Annotated in this window: 12 protein-coding genes; 9 read left to right on the forward strand and 3 right to left on the reverse strand. The window is 61.3% G+C overall.

What is annotated here, in order from left to right; all coding sequences use genetic code 11:
- The first annotated feature begins 99 nt into the window (after positions 1–99).
- The 9 genes from glgX to AB4N64_RS11075 all read left to right on the forward strand — a co-directional run bounded on the left by glgX (position 100) and on the right by AB4N64_RS11075 (position 11,208).
- Positions 100–2,259: a glycogen debranching protein GlgX gene (gene glgX, locus AB4N64_RS11035; protein WP_460125342.1), complete on the forward strand. Its 2,160-nt coding sequence runs from the start codon at positions 100–102 to the stop codon at positions 2,257–2,259.
- Entirely contained in the window at positions 2,252–3,244 is a 993-nt protein-coding gene (locus AB4N64_RS11040; protein ID WP_460125345.1) for an acyl-CoA dehydrogenase, read from the forward strand. The genes glgX and AB4N64_RS11040 overlap by 8 nt, the downstream gene beginning before the upstream one ends.
- Positions 3,241–3,999 carry a PIG-L deacetylase family protein gene (locus AB4N64_RS11045; protein WP_460125348.1) on the forward strand — a complete coding sequence of 253 codons (759 nt, stop codon included), beginning with the start codon at positions 3,241–3,243 and terminating at the stop codon, positions 3,997–3,999. The genes AB4N64_RS11040 and AB4N64_RS11045 overlap by 4 nt, the downstream gene beginning before the upstream one ends.
- Positions 3,996–4,595 carry an SAM-dependent methyltransferase gene (locus AB4N64_RS11050; protein ID WP_460125351.1) on the forward strand — a complete coding sequence of 200 codons (600 nt, stop codon included), beginning with the start codon at positions 3,996–3,998 and terminating at the stop codon, positions 4,593–4,595. Before AB4N64_RS11045 ends, AB4N64_RS11050 begins: the two co-directional genes overlap by 4 nt.
- On the forward strand, positions 4,592–5,251 hold the full coding sequence (locus AB4N64_RS11055; protein ID WP_460125353.1) for a glycosyltransferase family 2 protein: 660 nt from the start codon (positions 4,592–4,594) through the stop codon (positions 5,249–5,251). The genes AB4N64_RS11050 and AB4N64_RS11055 overlap by 4 nt, the downstream gene beginning before the upstream one ends.
- A gap of 118 nt (positions 5,252–5,369) precedes the next feature.
- Entirely contained in the window at positions 5,370–6,128 is a 759-nt protein-coding gene (locus tag AB4N64_RS11060; protein ID WP_460125356.1) for a PIG-L deacetylase family protein, read from the forward strand.
- A 72-nt stretch (positions 6,129–6,200) separates the two neighbouring features.
- Positions 6,201–7,001, forward strand: a complete 801-nt coding sequence (locus AB4N64_RS11065) for an endonuclease/exonuclease/phosphatase family protein (RefSeq protein WP_460125359.1) — start codon at positions 6,201–6,203, stop codon at positions 6,999–7,001.
- Positions 7,002–7,261: 260 nt separating this feature from the next.
- Positions 7,262–9,817 carry an autotransporter family protein gene (locus AB4N64_RS11070; protein ID WP_460125362.1) on the forward strand — a complete coding sequence of 852 codons (2,556 nt, stop codon included), beginning with the start codon at positions 7,262–7,264 and terminating at the stop codon, positions 9,815–9,817.
- 323 nt (positions 9,818–10,140) lie between these two features.
- The gene (locus AB4N64_RS11075) at positions 10,141–11,208 is read left to right on the forward strand and encodes an autotransporter domain-containing protein (protein WP_460125364.1); all 1,068 of its coding nucleotides are present in this window, start codon (positions 10,141–10,143) and stop codon (positions 11,206–11,208) included.
- Positions 11,209–11,475: 267 nt separating this feature from the next.
- On the opposite strand, the gene glgB is transcribed toward AB4N64_RS11075, so the two are convergent.
- From glgB to AB4N64_RS11090, 3 genes are read right to left on the reverse strand one after another with little or no spacing between them, the layout of a single operon-like run.
- Positions 11,476–13,707: a 1,4-alpha-glucan branching protein GlgB gene (gene glgB / locus AB4N64_RS11080; RefSeq protein WP_460125367.1), complete on the reverse strand. Its 2,232-nt coding sequence runs from the start codon at positions 13,705–13,707 to the stop codon at positions 11,476–11,478.
- 2 nt (positions 13,708–13,709) lie between these two features.
- Complete coding sequence (treS, locus tag AB4N64_RS11085) at positions 13,710–17,051, reverse strand: maltose alpha-D-glucosyltransferase (protein ID WP_460125370.1); 3,342 nt, start codon at positions 17,049–17,051, stop codon at positions 13,710–13,712.
- A 40-nt stretch (positions 17,052–17,091) separates the two neighbouring features.
- A complete protein-coding gene (locus AB4N64_RS11090; RefSeq protein ID WP_460125373.1) occupies positions 17,092–19,086 on the reverse strand; it encodes an alpha-1,4-glucan--maltose-1-phosphate maltosyltransferase in 1,995 nt (664 codons plus the stop codon).
- Between the last annotated feature and the right edge of the window lie 125 nt (positions 19,087–19,211).

Consider the following 19,211-nt stretch of genomic DNA (forward strand, 5'->3'; position numbering starts at 1 on the left):
GCACCGCAGGGTGTCAGGTATCCAGCGTCATCGTTGGCGACCATCGCGAGCAAGCTCGCTCCTACAGGGATGGCAACATCGCCCTTGCAGGAGCCCCCTATGAGCAGTGCAAAAAAATCCGCGCCAGAACCGCTCGCCGAGCCCTCGCGCATCCGCGAAGGCCTGCCCTTCCCTCTGGGCGCAACCTGGGATGGCCTTGGGGTCAACTTTGCGTTGTTCTCGGCCAACGCCACCAAGGTCGAACTGTGCATCTTCGATGACAGCGGCGAGGTGGAACTGGAACGCATCGAGTTGCCGGAGTACACCGACGAGATCTACCACGGCTACCTTCCGGACGCCCATCCGGGGCTGATCTATGGCTACCGTGTATATGGCCCGTACGACCCGGCCAACGGTCACCGATTCAACCACAACAAATTGCTGATCGACCCCTACGCCAAACAACTGGTCGGTGAGTTGAAATGGTCCGAGGCGCTGTTCGGCTACACCATCGGTCACCCTGACGCCGACCTGAGCTTCGATGAACGCGACAGCGCTCCGTTCGTGCCCAAGTGCAAGGTAATCGACCCCGCCCACACGTGGGGCCACGACCATCGCGTCAGCGTGCCGTGGGACAAGACCATCATCTACGAAACCCACGTGCGCGGCATCAGCATGCGCCATCCCTCCGTGCCGGAAAACGTGCGCGGCACCTTCGCCGGCCTGATGGTCGATGATGTGCTGGAACACATCCGCAAGCTGGGCGTGTCCTCCGTCGAGTTATTGCCCATTCACGCCTTCGTCAATGACCAGCACCTGTTGCACAAGGGCATGACCAACTACTGGGGCTATAACAGCATTGCGTTTTTCGCTCCCGACCCGCGTTACCTGGCCAGCGGCAAGATCGCCGAGTTCAAGGAGATGGTCGCGCACCTGCACGAAGCCAATCTCGAAGTGATCCTCGACGTCGTTTACAACCACACCGCCGAGGGCAACGAACAGGGCCCGACGCTGTCGATGCGCGGCATCGACAATGCCTCTTACTACCGGCTGATGCCCGATGACAAGCGCTTCTACATCAACGATTCAGGAACCGGCAACACCCTGGATCTGAGCCACCCGTGCGTATTGCAGATGGTCACCGATTCGTTGCGCTACTGGGCCTCGGAAATGCACGTCGATGGTTTCCGCTTCGACCTGGCGACCATTCTTGGGCGTTATCACGACGGGTTCGACGAGCGCCACAGTTTCCTCGTCGCCTGCCGCCAGGACCCTGTGCTGCGCCAGGTGAAAATGATCGCAGAGCCTTGGGACTGCGGGCCGGGCGGTTATCAGGTGGGTGGGTTTCCGCCCGGCTGGGTGGAATGGAACGACAAGTTCCGCGACACCGTGCGCGCGTTCTGGAAAGGCGATGACGGCCAACTGGCCGACTTTGCCAGCCGCATGACCGCCTCCGGCGAGATGTTCAATCAGCGAGGCCGCCGCCCGTATTCCTCGGTGAACTTCATCACCGCCCACGACGGTTTTACCCTCAATGACCTGGTGTCGTACAACGACAAGCACAACGAAGCCAACGACGAAAACAACCAGGACGGCAGCAACAACAACTTGTCCTGGAACCATGGCGTCGAAGGCCCGACCGACGATCCCGAGATCAACGCCCTGCGTCATCGCCAGATGCGCAACTTCTTCGCGACCCTGTTGTTGTCCCAGGGCACACCGATGTTGGTGGCCGGTGACGAATTCGCCCGTACCCAGGACGGCAATAACAATGCCTATTGCCAGGACAGCGAGATCGGCTGGGTCAATTGGGACCTGAGCGAAGATGGCAAGGCCCTGCTCAAGTTCGTCAAGCGCCTGATCAAGTTGCGCCTGGCCTACCCGATCCTGCGTCGCGGGCGTTTCCTGGTGGGCAGTTACAACGAGGACATCGGCGTCAAGGACGTGACCTGGCTGGCGCCTGACGGCAACGAGATGTCCATTGAGCAATGGCAGGACGCTCATGGTCGCTGCCTGGGCATGTTGCTCGACGGTCGCGCCCAGGAAACCGGGATTCGTCGCAAGGGTGGCGATGCCACGCTGCTGCTGGTAGTGAACGCCCATCATGACATCGTCAACTTCACCTTGCCGGAGGTGCCCGAAGGCATTTACTGGAGCTGTCTGGTGGATACCAATCAGCCGTCCATCCGCGGCCAGGAGCGCTTCGATTTCGGACACGAATACTCGGTGACCGGCCGTTCTCTGTTGATGTTCGAATTGCAGCGTGAGGAAGATGACTGAGCTTGAGGCATTCCTGCAACGCCAGCCGCCGGACTACCCGGACACAGCGGCATTAGGCCAATGCCTGCGCGCGCTGGTGGAAGTAGGGCTCGATCAGCTGCCGTTGCCAGGCAGCGGACGTACCCTGGAGCGTTTCCAGAGCCTGGCGGCCGTCGGCGCCCATGACTTGGGCGTGTGCAAGCTGTATGAAGGCCACACCGACGCCCTGGCGATCATCGAGCAACTGGGAGGCACGGTACCGGCAGGCAGGACTTGGGGCATGTGGGCGGCCGAGCCGCCGAATGCAAGGCTCAGGGTCAGTCGCCAGGGTCAACGCGTCACGCTGCACGGTCGCAAGGCTTGGTGTTCCGGGGCGGCGGTTGTGAGCCATGGATTGGTGACAGCGTGGGATGAAAAGGACCGCCAGCAGCTGGTGGCCGTTGCGCTGGACCAACCTGGCGTCACCATCACCGATCAGGGATGGCAGGCCGTCGGGATGGCGACCACGGGTAGCGTGGAAGTGCTGTTTGACGGCGCCGTCGGCGAGGCCATCGGTGACCCCGGCGACTACCTGAGTCGACCGGGTTTCTGGCAAGGCGGAATCGGTATCGCCGCTTGCTGGTACGGCGCGGCCCAAAGCCTCGCGCAGCACCTGCAACAACATTGCGCCGAGCGACAAGAGCCCCATGCGCTCGCCCACCTGGGCGCCGTGGATTGTGCGCTGCAGGCGGCCGCGACGGTGTTGCGCAGCAGCGCATCGAGCCTTGATGCCGCACCGCTGGACAATGCGGAGCGCCTCGCCCGCCGGGCCCGTGCCGTGGTGGAAGATGCCGCCGAGCAGGTTATTCAGCATGTCGGCCACGCGCTGGGTGCCGGCCCGTATTGCAAGGATCGTCGGTTCGCCCGCCTGAGTGCCGACCTGCCGGTGTTCCTGCGCCAAAGTCACGCCGAACGTGATCTCGCAGCCTTGGGCCAACTCGTCACCGGGAGCACATGGACGTTATGAAACCTAATCCCATCGTCGGCCAGGGCACGCCCCTGCGTGTGTGGCAAACCTCCAGCCAACTGGCGCAATTGCAGACAATCGATATCCTCGACCTGGTACCCGTCGGTTCTCGCGCAGTGGTCGTGGCGCCGCACCCGGACGATGAAGTGCTCGGTTGCGGTGGCCTGCTGCAACTACTGGCTGCTGCCGGTCGACCGTTGCAGCTGATTTCGGTCACCGACGGCAGTGCCAGTCACCCCGGCTCCCGACGCTGGCCGGTGGAGCGCCTGAGCGTGATACGTCCGCAGGAGTCGGCAGAAGCGTTGCGTCGACTCGGGTTGCCGTTGCACAACTTGAAATGGCTGCGAGGCGGCTTTGCCGACAGTCAAGTGGCGTCCCGGGAAACCCAATTGACGGACTTCATCGAACGCTACCTGCAACCGGGTGATGTGGTGTTTACCACTTGGCGCGAGGATGGTCATTGTGACCATGAGGCAGTCGGCCGTGCCACGGCTGAGGCGGTTCAGAGGGCGGGTGCGACTGTCTACGAACTGCCGGTCTGGACCTGGCACTGGGCCGAGCCCGAGGATCGCCTGGTGCCCTGGCACCGCGCGCGCAAAATTGTTCTGACGCCGGAACGGGTGGCCCGCAAGCGTCACGCGATCCATGCCTTCGCCAGTCAATTGGAAGGTGATCCACAGATCGGCCTGCCACCCGTCCTGGCGCCCTACGTAATCGACCGTTTGCTGCAACCCTTCGAGGTGGTATTCATATGAGTGTCGAGGATCGGTACTTCGATGGACTCTTCGCTGGCAATGATGATCCTTGGGCGTTTCGGCAGCGTTGGTACGAACGACGCAAGCGCGCAATCACCCTCGCCGCCCTGCCCCGACCCCACTACCGTGCCATTTTCGAACCGGGCTGTGCCAATGGCGAGTTGAGTGCCGAGCTGGCCGGTCGTTGTGACCGACTGCTGTGTTGCGACACGGCGACTGCCGCCGTGTCGCTGGCCCGTACGCGCCTGAGTGTGTTCGACCACGCCCAGGTGCAGCAAGGCCGCCTGCCCAGGGACTGGCCGGACGAGCACTTCGACCTGATCGTATTGAGCGAAATCGGTTACTACCTGGATGCGCAAGACCTCAAGCGCGTAATCGATCTCGCTGCGCAATCCCTGACCGCCGACGGGCAACTGCTGGCCTGCCATTGGCGCCCGCCGATCGAAGGTTGCCCATTGAACGCTCGGCAGGTGCATGACCTGCTGCACGAACATTCGGGACTGCCACGCCTGGTGCTGCATCAGGAAGCCGATTTCATCCTGGAACTGTGGAGTCGCGAGCCGCGTTCCGTGGCCGCGCTCGAGGGCCTGCGATGATCGGCATCCTGATTCCGGCGCACAACGAGGAAGACTTGCTCGAAGATTGCCTGCGCGCTGCCCTGCGCGCCGCTGAACACGAATGCCTGGGCGATGAGCCGGTCGAGGTGCTGGTCGTGCTCGACAGTTGCACCGATCGCTCCGCGGCGATCGTGCGTGGCTACCCGGTGCATGCCCTGGAGATCTCGGTACGAAACGTTGGCCAGGCCCGCGCCATCGGGGCTCACTTCCTGCTGGACCGCGGCGTGCGCTGGCTCTCCTGCACCGACGCCGACAGCCGGGTGGCGGATGACTGGCTGGTAGCGCAGTTGGCGCTCGATGCCGACGCGGTGTGCGGTACGGTCACCGTGGAGCGGTGGGACTCAGGCTTCGATGAATCGGCGCAAATCCGCTACCACCAACACTACCAGTATCGTGACGGTCACCGGCACATCCACGGGGCCAACCTGGGCATCAGCGCCGAGGCTTACCGGCGTGCCGGCGGCTTTGAACACCTGGCGTGCGATGAAGACGTGCAACTTGTCCGTCAACTGGAGCGCTGCGGTGCGACCATCGCCTGGAGCCAGCGCCCCCAGGTATTGACCAGTGCACGCCTGGACAGTCGCGCTCGCGGCGGGTTCGGCGACTACCTGCGTCAGTTGGCGCAAATTGAGTAAATTAACTGGAACGAACAAGCACGCGACGAATAGTCTGACTTGAGCAATACTCTGCACGCTGCAATCCAAGGTATGGAGCGCGGCAAATTGCTATCCACCAGAACAAGGACGTAGCCTGATGAATCCTCTCTCCCTCCTCGACGGTAGCCTGTCAGCCCAGATCTGGAACACCGCGCCCCAGCTGGAAAATGTTCCGGTCATCAACACTCACACCCTGGTTCCACCTGGCGCGCGCGCCGTAGTGATCGCCCCGCACCCCGGCGATGAAGTGGTCACCTGTGGTGGACTCCTGCAATTGCTCAGCACCTTGGGTCATCCACTGCAACTGATCTCGATCACCGACGGCAGCGCCAGTCATCCCGGCTCGCAGCAATGGTCGGAAAGACGCCTGAGCGTGTTCCGCCCGCAGGAAAGTGTCGAAGCCCTGCGCCGGCTTGGCTTGCCGATGCATAGCCTCAAATGGATTCGCGGCGGGTTTACCGACAATGCCTTGGCTGAACGCGAGCAGCAGTTGAGCGAGTTCATCGCCCGTTACCTGCGCCCGGGCGACGTGGTGTTCAGCACCTGGCGTGAAGATGGCAATGTCGATCATGATGCGGTGGGCCGCGCCAGCGCCCGCGCCACCGCACAGGTGGGCGCTGCATTCAATGAAGTGCCGGTCTGGGCCTGGCACTGGCCTACACGCGAAAGCGGCCTGTTTCCCTGGCATCGTGCGCGCAAACTTCGGCTGGATACCTGGACGGTGGCGCGCAAAAGCCACGCGACCCACGCCTACGCCAGCCAGCTCGACGGCGAGCCCGCGGTCGGCCTGCCGCCGATGCTGCCGCCGGTGCTGTTGGAGCGTATGCGCCTGCCGTATGAAATCGTCTTCGTTTGAGCGCGCATGTGAAGTGAACTGCCTGCCCGCGCGTCAGTCGCATGCATAGGCAACCCTGATTCAGGAGCGAAAGTGACCAGTGATTCCAAGCCGCAGTCAGTCGAACCGGCGTCTTTGAACACGCCCCCGGTGGTTCATCGACTCAGAGTGCTGACGGTCAACACCCACAAGGGGTTCACCGCATTCAACCGGCGTTTCATCCTCCCGGAATTGCGTGAGGCGGTACGCAGCACGTCAGCCGACCTGGTGTTTCTGCAGGAAGTGGTGGGCGAACACGAGCGCCATTCCTCGCGGTTCAACGATTGGCCGCAAACCTCTCAGTACGAATTCCTCGCCGACAGTATGTGGAGCGATTTCGCCTACGGCCGTAATGCGGTCTACCCCAACGGCCACCACGGCAATGCATTGCTGTCGAAGTACCCGATTCGCGAATACCGCAACCTCGATGTGTCGATCACCGGCCCCGAACGCCGTGGGCTGCTGCATTGCGTTCTCGATGTACCGGGCCACACCGAGGTTCATGCCATCTGTGTGCACCTGAGCCTGCTGGAAAGCCACCGCCAGTTGCAGTTGGAGCTGCTGTGCCAGTTGCTGGAGTCCCTGCCCGAGCAGGCTCCGGTGATCGTTGCCGGTGACTTCAATGATTGGCAGTTGCAAGGCAATGCTGCCTTGGCCCGCCGGGACTATCTGCACGAAGCCTTCGAGCGCCACCATGGGCGCCCCGCCAAAACCTACCCGGCGCGGTTCCCCCTGCTGCGCCTGGACCGAATCTACCTGCGCAATGCCAGCAGTCACGAGCCGCGGATATTGGGCAACAAGCCGTGGACACACCTCTCCGACCACCTGCCGCTGGCGGTCGAAGTGCATTTGTAACGCGTTATCGCCGGGCGGCTCTCTCCAAAAAAAGTGCCTCGACCTGTTATTTATGACAGTAGCCGGCGGTCGAATCTGTTGCTACGGTGCAGTCGTCCGTATCGATGGCTCGAACGGACGGGATCGTAGCGCAAGTATTGCCAGGGTTTTCAGCAGGGTGCTGCATTTGTCGTCAATTCGCGCTGCCATGGGCGCCTGAAACGACGCGACTCCCCGGAGGAGTGGCGGGATCAGGCGCATACCGATGCGTGGAGACGATGATGACCCTATCGACGCTACGGCCTGCGTGCCGCTATTCAGCCTGCGTTCTCACTGTGTTGCTGTGTGCCGGCGAGTCCCGGATGACGTCAGCGGCTTGCACGCTGGCGCCTACGGCCGGTAACGACAACTACACCTGCGACAGCGGCACCAGTGGCCCGTTGACCGATACTTCGGGCAACAACACCCTGACGTTTCCTGCCAACGGCACGGGCTCGATCAATGGCGTGACCTTCGGCGCAGGCGCCGACACGGTGATCATGAACTCCGGCCTTATCAACGGTGTGCTGAATGTCGGTGACGGCACCAACACCGTGACCATCGCGGGCGGCACCATCACTGGCGCGGTCACCCAAGGCAGTGGCGTGGACAGTTTCATCATGAATGGCGGAACGATCGGCGCTTTGTCCCAAGGCGACAGCCATGACAGCTTCCTGATGACCGCCGGCACGATCACCGGCGCCTTCGAAGATGGCGACGAAGCCAGGATGACTGGCGGCACCATCGGCCGGGTCGACATGAAACTCGATGACAACATTTTCGAGCTACTGGGCGGCACCATCCTGGGCAACCTGGTCACCGGTTTCGGCCGGGACACCATCGTCGTTTCCGGAGGGAAAATCGGGGGCAATGTCAGCGTCAGCGGCGGCAACGACAGCATCACCGTGACCGGGGGGGAGATCGTCGGTGAAATCCGTGCCAGCGCAGGCGATGACACCCTGATGTGGGCCGGTGGCGGGATCATCCGCTCGGCGATCCTGATGGATGTGGGCAATGATCGTGCAACCTTGCGCAATTTGACCGAGAGCCTTCTGGCCACCACCCCGAATGTCGATGGAGGCGCCGGTAACGACCAACTGACGTTCGACCAGACCACCTCCTCCGGCGCCAGCCGTTACGCCAATTGGGAGACGCTCAACCTGACCAACAATTCGCGCTTCGACCTGGATGGCATCGTGGCCCTGGGCGACAGTAGCACCGGCACCGGCGTGTTCAATGTTGACGGCAGCAGCGTGCTCACCTCGGTTTCCGGCGGTATTGCACCGTTCACGCCGGGGTTGGCGGCCACGCTGAACAACAGTGGCGTAATCGATCTGACGCTGGGCAACACCCGCACCCGTGACAGCCTGACGGTCCAGGGCGACTATGCTGGCAAAGGCGGTCAGTTATGGCTGCAAAGTGCGTTGGGTGACGACGTCTCCCCCAGCGACAAACTGGTGGTCAACAACGGCACTCTGACCGGTAACACCCTGATCACGGCCAACAATGTGGGTGGCGCTGGCGGGCTGACCCTTCAAAACGGTATCCAGGTGGTCGAGGCACAAGGGACGGCCATCAGCGCCAACGGCGCGTTTTCGCTCAAGGCCCCGGTGTCGGCTGGCGCCTACGATTACAACCTGTTCAAGGGGGGGATTACTCGCGGTAGCGAGAACAGCTGGTACTTGCGCTCCGCCGTGGTTGCCCCGCCGGTCGTCGTCGTGCCCAATGCCGACCCGACGCTGCCACCCACCGTCGAGCCGGTGGTACCGATTCCGGTCGTCGCCGCAGTGGCCGGCGTCGTTCCCGTGTTACCTACGGTGCAGCCAGGTGCCGCGCCCATCCCGACCTACAGACCGGAAGTCCCGGTGTGGTCGGTCATGCCGCCGGCGTCCGCAAAGTTGGCCATCGACGCACTGGGTACCTTCCATGATCGCCAGGGTGACCAGCGCCTGCTCAACCAGACCGGCCTCCTCAGTGCCGGCTGGGGCCGAGTCTACGGCAACAATTTCGACCAGACCTGGGCCGGGACCGTCACGCCCCGCCTCGATGGCTCAGTCTATGGTTTCCAGGCCGGCACAGACGTGTTCGCCTCCCAACTGGACAGCGGCCAGACTCAGCGCGCAGGGTTTTTCGTCGGCCACAGCCGCCTGCGCGGCGATGTCGACGGTTTCAATGGCGGCTTCGAAGGCAAGCACGCAGGCGAAGTGGACATCAGGGCCGACAGCGTTGGTCTTTATTGGACACTGATCGACAACGCTGGCGCGTACCTGGACACCGTGGCCATGTACACCCGCCTGGACGGTGACAACCAGTCTGATCGCGGTCTGAAGATCGACAATAAAGGCCATGTCACCACCCTGTCAGCCGAAGTTGGCTATCCGATTTCAGTCAGCGACAGATGGGTGGTCGAACCCCAGGTGCAAGCGATCTACCAGAAGGTCAGCCTCGACAGCCAGGACGACGGTGTGTCACGTGTCTCATTTGACTCCGACAGTGCCTGGACGGGGCGTGTCGGTGCGCGCTTGAAAGGCGCTTACGAACTCAGTGGCCGGCCAGTGGAGCCCTACTTGCGTGCCAACCTGTGGCACACCCTCGAAGGCGAGGACTCGGTGACCTTCGCCGGCACCGATGAAATCACCAGCGAGCAGCGATCATCATCGCTGGATCTCGGCGTTGGGGTCGTAGTGAGCCTGTCCTCGGCCGTGAGTGTCTACGCCAGCACCGACTACAGCAGCAATATTGACAGTAATCAGCAGCGTGCAACTCAAGCGAACCTGGGTGTGAGGGTCAGTTGGTGAACGCCCAGGTTGCTGGGCGAACCCCTCTAGCCTGCGGAAGTCACGACGGTTTTCCCGACAAACATGAACTTAGGTCAAGGATATAAATCAGCCAGTTGCAATCGCTAAAAATCACATACCACTTATCGGCCATTTTCTTGACGCACACACAGCGGTCTTCTTTAGCTTCACGTACTACCCCCGAAGTAACCTCAGGGGCACCCCACCAGACACCCGTGAACACGGGCGGCCAGCGGCTTGCCCCATTCCATTCGGTCGCCCCTCGTTCGGGGTAGGAGAGACGCCACAGCGAGATACCCCATGCGATTGCAAGGTAGACCTCCATGAAAACTTCATTCACCCAACAAGAGATTAAAGTCACTTTCTGCACAGTTTCGAGTTCACTCCTGCTGTGTTCCTCCATGGAAGTGCAGGCTTCACCTGCCGAGGAAGAGACAACTCCCTGGTACGACCAGCAGGTCCGTGTACTCAGTTTGCCCTCGGTCGCGATGAGCTATCCCGGCCATTTCAGCGCCGCGTCCGATACGCGAAGTTCCGGCCTGACCACTCAAGACGCCTCACCCTCGGCCTGGGATCAACTCTACGGGCAGGCATCCCGCCAGGCCCAGACGGACTATGAGTCCCAGGGGAGCAGTCTGTCCGGCAGCAACGCTCACAAGGGCCCGGCGATTGTGACCTTGCAAAGCGGCAGCGGCCACGTCCAGCAGGTCGGCCTGATCGGTGGCCTGAACCAGATTCTGGGCAATGGCAACGGCCCGCTGACCAATCGCGCCCTGTCCGATCCCAACGCTGACACACTGAACCTGCAAGGCCAGAGCCTCGGCGCCTACTGGAGCCTGACCGGGCCCCAGGGTTGGCACGTTGATTTGACCGCGAGTGGTGGCCGCGTCAACGGCTTCACCCGCAACCAGCAAGGGGCGCGACAGGCAACAGAAGGCAGTGCAGTGACTCTCTCGGTTGAAGGTGGTTTTCCGATTGGCCTGAGTGAAAACTGGGTAGTCGAACCGCAAGCGCAGTTGATCAACCAGCGCATCACTCTGGACACACCCTACGCGGGGTCGGGTAACGCCTCGTCCAGCGATATGACGTCCTGGAGCGGCCGGGTGGGTGCCCGATTGAAAGGGAGCTACGACATCAACGGCCTCGGATTCGAACCCTACGTGCGCACCAACGTCTGGCACACCGTGTACACCGGCAATACCGTCAGCCTGGATCAGGTCGACAAGATCAGCAGCAGCCGCAAATCGTCCACAGTCGAAGTGGGATTGGGCCTGGTGGCGCGGGTCACGCCGGTCGTGAGCCTGTACGTCAGCGCCGACTACAGCAGTGATGTCGATGACAATGACTTGAATGGGTTGATTGGCAGTTTGGGGGTGCGGATGCGGTGGTGAGGGACCATTGCCTATGCGGACAAACTGTAGGAGCGAGCACGCTCGCGATAGACGTCAACGATAACGCTGGTGTCCTGATACCCCGCAGTGTCCGCACCACCATCGCGAGCAAGCTCGCTCCTACAGTTGTCCGCATTCCCCTGTAGGAGCGAGTTTACTCGCGATGGTCGCCAACGATGACGCTGGGCACCTGACGCCCTGCGGTGCCTGGGCCACCATCGCGAGCATGCTCGCTCCTACAGCGAGCTTGCTCGCGACGTGATCGACTCAACCCTCCGGTCGCAGGATCAACACCGCCAGCGGCGGCAAGTTCAGCACCAGGGACAAGGCTTGCCCATGGCTCGGTTCTTCTTCGGTCGATGCCCCGCCACCGTTGCCGTAATTCGAACCGGCATAGGTCGAGGAATCGCTGTTGATCACCTCATTCCAACGCCCGGCAATTGGCACACCAATGCGGTATTCCGCACGCGGCACCGGGGTGAAGTTGGCAACGACCAGTACAGGCCGCCCGTCCTTGCTCCAGCGCAGGAAGGCGTAGACGCTGTTGATCGCGTCGTCACCAATCAGCCACTGGAAACCCTGCGGTACGTCGTCCTGATCGTGCAGCGCAGGTTCCGTGCGATACAGCTGATTGAGGTCACCCACCAGCTTCTGCACGCCTTGGTGTTCCGAATATTGCAGCAGATACCAATCCAGTTGCTGGTCATGGTTCCACTCGCGCCACTGGCCGAACTCGCAGCCCATGAACAACAGCTTCTTGCCCGGATGCGCCCACATGAAGCTGAGGTAGGCGCGCAGGTTGGCGAACTTTTGCCAGCGGTCGCCGGGCATCTTGTCGATCAGCGAGTGCTTGCCGTGAACCACCTCGTCGTGGGAAATCGGCAGGATGAAGCGTTCTGACCAAGCGTACACCAGGCCGAAACTCAGCTCATTGTGATGATGGGCGCGGTAGACCGGGTCCTGCTGGATGTAATGCAGCGAGTCATGCATCCAGCCCATGTTCCATTTGTAGTCAAAGCCCAGGCCACCCTGCTGTGTGGTCTGACTGACGCCGGGCCACGCTGTCGACTCTTCGGCAATGACCAGCGCACCAGGCGCTTCGATGTTGACCACGTCGTTGAGGTGACGCAGGAAATCGATCGCCTCCAGGTTCTCGCGACCGCCGTGACGGTTAGGCACCCACTCACCCGCCTTGCGTGAATAGTCGCGGTAAAGCATCGACGCCACTGCATCGACGCGCAGGCCGTCGACATGGAAATGCTTGAGCCAGTGCAGCGCCGAGGCCAGCATGTAGCCGTGCACTTCGGTGCGGCCCAGGTTGTAGATCAGCGTGTCCCAATCCTGGTGGAAGCCTTCCTGCGGATTACCGTATTCGTACAGCGCGGTGCCGTCGAACTGGGCCATGCCATGGGTATCGGTGGGAAAATGCGCCGGCACCCAATCCAGGATCACGCCAATGTCAGCCAGGTGGCAGGCATTGACGAATTCGGCGAATTCATCCGCGGTGCCGTAGCGAGCGCTCGGGGCAAATTGTGAGAGCAACTGGTAACCCCACGAACCACCAAATGGGTGTTCCATGATCGGCATCAGCTCGATATGGGTAAAACCCAGCTCCTTGACGTACGGGATCAGCCGTTCACCCAGCTCACGCCAACTGTATTGGCGAGACACCTCGCCCGCCTCATCCAGCTCGCATTGCCAGGAACCGGCGTGCAACTCGTAGATCGACAGGGGGGCGCTGGGGCGCGAGCGCTCCACCCGTGCCTGCATCCATTGCTGATCCTGCCAGTCGATCTTCAGGGGCGCCGCCACTTTCGACGCCGTGTCCGGTGGCAAGGTAGTGGCAAGGGCCATCGGGTCAGCCTTGAGTGGCAGGATGCCATGAGCCCCAAGGATTTCGTATTTGTAGGCTTCACCGGCCCCCAGGCGTGGAATGAACAACTCCCAGACACCCGTGGGATGACGCAGACGCATGGGGTGGCGACGTCCGTCCCAGTTGTTGAAGTCGCCGACCACCGAAACCCGCTTGGCATTGGGCGCCCATACGGCGAAACGCACGCCATCAACGCCTTCGACATTCTTCAGTTGCGCGCCAAGGCAGGCACTGAGGTCGCGGTGATTGCCTTCGGCGAACAGGTACAAGTCCATCTCGCCCAGCAGTTCGCCGAAGCTGTAAGGATCTTCTGTCACCTGTTCACCACCGGCCCAGCGTATCCGCAACAGGTACGGTTGTGCCCGTTCGAAATGCCCGACAAAAAGCCCGGGCCGGTCAGTGGCCTGGAGTGCGCCCAGCTCTTCGCCGGTCTCCTTGCTCAACACCTGAACACTCAAGGCGTCGGGCAGATAAGCCCGGATGAATTGACCGCCGGCACCGTCGCCGTGGGGGCCGAGAATGGAAAAAGGATCCTGGTGTTCGGCGCGCACCAAAGCGTCGATCTCCCGCGATCCTGGCAATGACGCCCTAGTGGCGTGCCCCTGTTCCTTGTTCGAGAAACTCATGACTACTCTCCACCAAGATCGGAAAAGGGTTTAAGCCCATTCAATAATCCATACAAACCGTGCAATGGCACCGGCAACCAGGTAGGTCGATTTTCTGCCTCGTAGGCCACCTCGTACGCCGCCTTTTCCAGACCGAACAACGCCAGCGCGGCGTCCTCGCCTCCCGGATCTTGCCACGCATGTCCCAGACTAGCTGCTGCCAGCCGATAAGCGTCGATAAATGCCTGCCTGGCTTCATTCAGGTAACGCTCGGCCACTCGCTGCCGTGCAGCCTGGGCCTGTTCGGTGTTGTCGACGTTGTGCACGTTGATCGCCATCGCCGCCGCGTAATCGAAGGAGCGCAGCACGCCGCTCACATCCTTGTACGGGCTGTGCTTGCCGCGCCGCTCGACCAATGGCCGTGCCGGCTCGCCTTCGAAATCGATCAGATAAGCATCGCCCTTGATCACCAGCACTTGCCCCAGGTGCAGGTCGCCGTGTACACGGATGCGCAAGCCTCCCGCAGCCTGTTTTCCCAGTGCCTGTACATGCGCAAGGATGGCCTTCCTGTTGTCCAGCAGATGACTGACCAGTGACTGGTCCTCAGGGTTCAGTTCATTTTGATGCTGCTTGAGCAATACCAACGCGCGCTCCACTTGCGCGGCGACGTCCTTGGCAGAGGCCTGGGCGTCCTTGGCCGTGGTGATCTGCGGGGCAAAATCCGTATTGTCAGTGGGCGCCGCCAGCACCTGATGCATCTCTCCCAGGCGTTGACCCAGCATGCCGGCGAAATCGCGCAGCTCACCGAGCGCGTTGTAATGCTGCTCCTGCTCGGACATGGCGCCGGCCAGCTCGTCACGCAGCGCCCGCTCCAGGTTGTTTTGGGTCCACTCCCACGCATCGCCCTGATTACTGAGGTAGCCCTGCGCAATCATCAGCAGATTGTCTTCGCCCTTCTCGTCGCGACGCACCACGGAGCCCAGCAGCGGCGAAATATTGGCAAAGCCCGCCTCTGTCAGATAGGCGCTCATCTCCAGTTCCGGGTGCACGCCCGAGGCGACTTTGCGGATCAGCTTGAGCACCAGGCTATTGCCAATCACCACTGAGCTGTTGGACTGCTCCGCCGACAGATAACGCACCTCGGACTCATTCGTAAGTCCCAGTCTGGCAAGTTCAGAGGTCGGCTCGAAGCGTATTTCACCGTCATTGCAAGGCAATACCTTGTTGTCTTGCATGCTGGCGAGCACGGTGCGGATGAAGTTTTCCAGGGTGAACGCGTCGGTGATCAACCCCACCTGCGGCCCTCGCCGCACTCGCGACAACGCCAACTGCTGAGGCAACGCCGGGCCTAGCTGATCGTCGGCGATGAAGCCGAATGGCAGTTGATAGCGGTTGGTCTGCCCGCCGCTGGTGACTTCAATTTCGCTGAGCAGCACCGGATGCTGCGCATCCCCGAAACGCACGCCATAGGCGAGGTTCACCTTGTCGATGGCGGCATCTTTGCCGGCAAACCAGCGTCGGTTCTGCAACCAGCTCGGCAGGATGCCCTGCTCCAGCGTCGCGCGTGACGGCGTATCGAGCAGTTCTTCCATGCGTTTTTTCAGCACCAGAGTGGTGAAGTCCGGCAGGCTTTGCGCCGGTTCGACGTGCCAGGAAGGCATTTGATTCTCCAATGCGAGTCCGAACCAATAGAAGCCATAAGGCGCCAGGGTCAGGAGAAAATTGAGTTGGCCGATGGGCGGAAAAGCATTACCCCCGAGCATTTCCACCGGCACCATGCCCACGTACGCCGACAGGTCCAACTCTGCCGCCTGGGCGCTGCGCGACACGTTGGCCACGCACAGGATGATTTCCTGCTTGCCATCGTCTGCCGTGTACTCACGGGTATACGCCAGGATCCGCCGGTTGCTCGGCGAGAGCATTTTCAGGGTGCCGCGCCCGAACGCTTTCGACTGCTTGCGCACCGCGAGCATGCGCCGCGTCCAATTCAACATCGAATGCGGATCGCCGGCCTGGGTCTCGACGTTGACCGACAGGTAACCGTATTGCGGGTCCATGATCGGAGGTAGCACCAGGCTGGCCGGATCGGCTCTGGAGAAACCGCCGTTGCGGTCAATTGACCACTGCATCGGAGTACGCACGCCATCGCGGTCACCGAGGTAGATGTTGTCACCCATGCCGATTTCATCGCCGTAATACAGGGTCGGCGTGCCGGGCATCGACAGCAGCAGGCTGTTTAGCAGTTCAACACGTCGGCGGTCTCGCTCCATCAACGGCGCGAGGCGGCGGCGAATTCCCAGGTTGATCCGCGCGCGCCGGTCAGCCGCGTAGTAATTCCACAGATAGTCACGTTCCTTGTCGGTGACCATCTCAAGGGTCAGCTCATCGTGATTGCGCAGGAAGATCGCCCACTGGCAGTTGGCGGGGATTTCCGGGGTCTGGCGCAGGATATCGGTGATCGGGAAGCGATCTTCCTGGGCCAGCGCCATGTACATGCGCGGCATCAGCGGAAAGTGGAACGCCATGTGGCATTCGTCGCCATTGAGGCCGTTTTTGTCGGTGTCGCCGAAGTAGAGTTGAGTGTCTTCCGGCCATTGATTGGCTTCGGCCAACAGCATGCGGTCAGGGTAGTTGGCATCGATCTCGGCGCGGATCTGTTTGAGGACGTCGTGGGTCTCGGGCAGATTCTCGTTGTTGGTGCCGTCCCGTTCGATCAGATAGGGAATGGCGTCAAGCCGCAGACCATCGATACCCATGTCGAGCCAGTAGCGCATCACCGACAGCACGGCTTTCATCACCTGCGGGTTATCAAAGTTCAGGTCCGGCTGATGGGAATAGAAACGGTGCCAGAAGTATTGGCCGGCGACCGGGTCCCAGGTCCAATTGGATTTCTCGGTATCGAGAAAGATGATCCGCGTACCGTCGTATTTGCCATCGTCATCGGACCACACGTAAAAATCCCGAGCGGCCGAACCCGGCTTGGCCTTGCGAGCGCGCTGGAACCAGGGATGCTGGTCGGACGTGTGGTTGATGACCAGTTCGGTGATCACCCGCAGGCCGCGTTTGTGCGCTTCGGCGATGAAGCGCCGAGCATCGGCCAGCGTGCCGTAGTCCGGATGCACACCGCGGTATTCGGCGATGTCATAGCCATCATCACGGCGCGGCGACGGGTAGAACGGCAGCAACCAGATGGTGTTGACGCCGAGCTCGGCGATGTAATCAAGCTTGGCGATCAAGCCAGGAAAATCGCCGATGCCGTCGTTATTGGAGTCAAAAAAGGATTTAACGTGAACCTGATAGATCACCGCGTCCTTGTACCAAAGGGGGTCCTTGATGAACGTGGCTGCCTTGGGTTTCTTCGCCATGTGAAACTCCTGCTGAATCCGAGAAACGCCGCGACCTTATCTAGACCGTGATCCGCCAGATACCAAACGGTTGATACGCCGGGTCAATGCGCATGAACTGATACTTGCCGTGCCAGGTCCAGCGGTGGCCATTCATCAAATCCTCACCCTGGGTGCTGGCGTCATCGGCCAGGCCCATTTCCCAGAGCGGCAATTCGAAATTGGCCTCCTGGACGTTATGCGGATCGAGGCTGACCGCTACCAGGATAAAGTTGCTGCCGTCGGCGCTGCGCTTACCGAAATACAGGATGTTGTCGTTCCAGGCGTTGTAGATCCTCAGGCCGAGGTGGGTGTGCAGGGCCGGGTTCTGCCGACGGATGCGGTTGAGTTGGGCAATCTCGGCGATGATGTTGCCCGGCGCGTTGAAGTCCCTTGGGCGGATCTCGTACTTCTCGGAGTCGAGGTATTCCTCCTTCCCTGGCACCGGCGCGGATTCGCACAGTTCAAAGCCCGAATACATGCCCCACAGGCCGGACCCCATGGTCGCCAGCGCGGCACGGATGAGGAAACCGGCCCGACCGGACTCGTGCAGGAACGCCGGGTTGATGTCCGGCGTATTGACGAAAAAATTCGGCCGGTAGCACTCGCGCCACGGCGACTGGTTAAGCTCGGCAAAATAGGTGACCAGCTCCTGTTTGGTATTGCGCCAAGTGAAATAGGTGTAGCTCTGCGAGTAACCGACCTTGCCCAGACGGGCCATCATTGCCGGCGTGGTGAACGCCTCGGCGAGGAAAATCACCTCAGGATGCAGCGCCCGGACATCGGCAATCAGCCACTGCCAAAACGGTAAGGGCTTGGTGTGTGGGTTGTCGACTCGGAAGATCTTGACGCCCTCCTCGACCCAGCCCACCACAATGTCGCGCAACTCGGTCCACAGGCTCGGGATTGCATCGGCGGCATAGAAGTCGACGTTGACGATGTCCTGGTATTTCTTGGGCGGGTTCTCGGCGTATTTGATGGTGCCGTCCGGCCGCCAGTTGAACCATCCCGGGTGTTGCTGCAGCCAAGGGTGGTCCTGGGAGCACTGAATGGCGAAGTCCAGGGCGATTTCCAGGCCATGCGCTCGAGCAGCGGCCACCAATCGGCGAAAGTCATCGCGGGTGCCCAGTTGCGGATGAATGGCCTCATGCCCACCTTCCGGGCTGCCGATGGCATAAGGACTGCCGGGATCGTCCGGCCCAGCGGTCAGGGAGTTGTTCGGTCCCTTGCGGAAGCTGCGCCCGATGGGGTGAATCGGCGGGAAATACAGAACATCGAAGCCCATGTCCTGAATCATCGGAAGCCTGGAATGCACATCATTGAAGGTGCCGTGACGCGCAGGATCGTCGGTGATCGAGCGGGGAAACAGTTCGTACCAACTGGCGAACTCGGCGAGCTCACGCTCGACATCCAGCGGAAATTCTTGACTGAAACTCAGGTAGGGACGGTGGTCGGCCTGGGCCATGAGATCAGCGCTGCGTGGCTGCAAGAACAGGGCGACCTGCTCGGTTTCGAGCAACCCTGCCAGTTCATGGTGCAACGCCGCCAGCGCTTCGCTCAGCGGCCCATCGGCGCGTTCGGCCGCGTGCTGGACCATATTGCGGCCTTCCTGCAATTCAAGACTGACAGGGACGGCAGCCATGTGCTTCTTTTGCAGTTCGTAACAAAAGCTGGCGAACTGATCGATCCAGGCTTCGATGCAGAACACATAACGGCCCTGGGTGTGCACCGTGAACTGGCCACGCCAGCCGTTGTTGCCAATATCCTTCATCGACTCGCGCTGCCAGATCTCCTCCCCCTCGGCCCGCCAGCGCACTTGCACCGCCAGCTTGTCGTGCCCGTCGGCGAACACTTTGCTGGTGACCACCACCTCCCGGCCCACCACCGCCTTGACGGCGAACTGCCCGCCATCAAGCGTCGGCATGGTGTCTTCAATCGCGATTCGCGGCATCAGCAACGCCTGCGACAGCGGCATATGAGCGTTGTAGCTCAGCTCTGTCGGTTTCTCACCAGTCATCGAGCCTATCTCCTGTACGCCCCAAGGACGCTCTCGTGCAGGACCGGCCTTCACGCGAAGGCGTCAGCCCCGAAATGAACTCACTTAGGTTCCGAGCGACACGCCCGGATAAAAGTTCAGGCCAA

The sequence above is a fragment of the Pseudomonas sp. S2_C03 genome (assembly GCF_054668405.1).

What these genes read in the sequence shown, in the direction of transcription:
- glgX (WP_460125342.1), top strand. Translation starts at nt 100, where the DNA reads ATGAGCAGTGCAAAAAAATCCGCGCCAGAACCGCTCGCCGAGCCCTCG.
- AB4N64_RS11040 (WP_460125345.1), top strand. Translation starts at nt 2,252, where the DNA reads ATGACTGAGCTTGAGGCATTCCTGCAACGCCAGCCGCCGGACTACCCG.
- AB4N64_RS11045 (WP_460125348.1), top strand. Translation starts at nt 3,241, where the DNA reads ATGAAACCTAATCCCATCGTCGGCCAGGGCACGCCCCTGCGTGTGTGG.
- AB4N64_RS11050 (WP_460125351.1), top strand. Translation starts at nt 3,996, where the DNA reads ATGAGTGTCGAGGATCGGTACTTCGATGGACTCTTCGCTGGCAATGAT.
- AB4N64_RS11055 (WP_460125353.1), top strand. Translation starts at nt 4,592, where the DNA reads ATGATCGGCATCCTGATTCCGGCGCACAACGAGGAAGACTTGCTCGAA.
- AB4N64_RS11060 (WP_460125356.1), top strand. Translation starts at nt 5,370, where the DNA reads ATGAATCCTCTCTCCCTCCTCGACGGTAGCCTGTCAGCCCAGATCTGG.
- AB4N64_RS11070 (WP_460125362.1), top strand. Translation starts at nt 7,262, where the DNA reads ATGACCCTATCGACGCTACGGCCTGCGTGCCGCTATTCAGCCTGCGTT.
- AB4N64_RS11075 (WP_460125364.1), top strand. Translation starts at nt 10,141, where the DNA reads ATGAAAACTTCATTCACCCAACAAGAGATTAAAGTCACTTTCTGCACA.
- glgB (WP_460125367.1), bottom strand. Translation starts at nt 13,707, where the DNA reads ATGAGTTTCTCGAACAAGGAACAGGGGCACGCCACTAGGGCGTCATTG.
- treS (WP_460125370.1), bottom strand. Translation starts at nt 17,051, where the DNA reads ATGGCGAAGAAACCCAAGGCAGCCACGTTCATCAAGGACCCCCTTTGG.
- AB4N64_RS11090 (WP_460125373.1), bottom strand. Translation starts at nt 19,086, where the DNA reads ATGACTGGTGAGAAACCGACAGAGCTGAGCTACAACGCTCATATGCCG.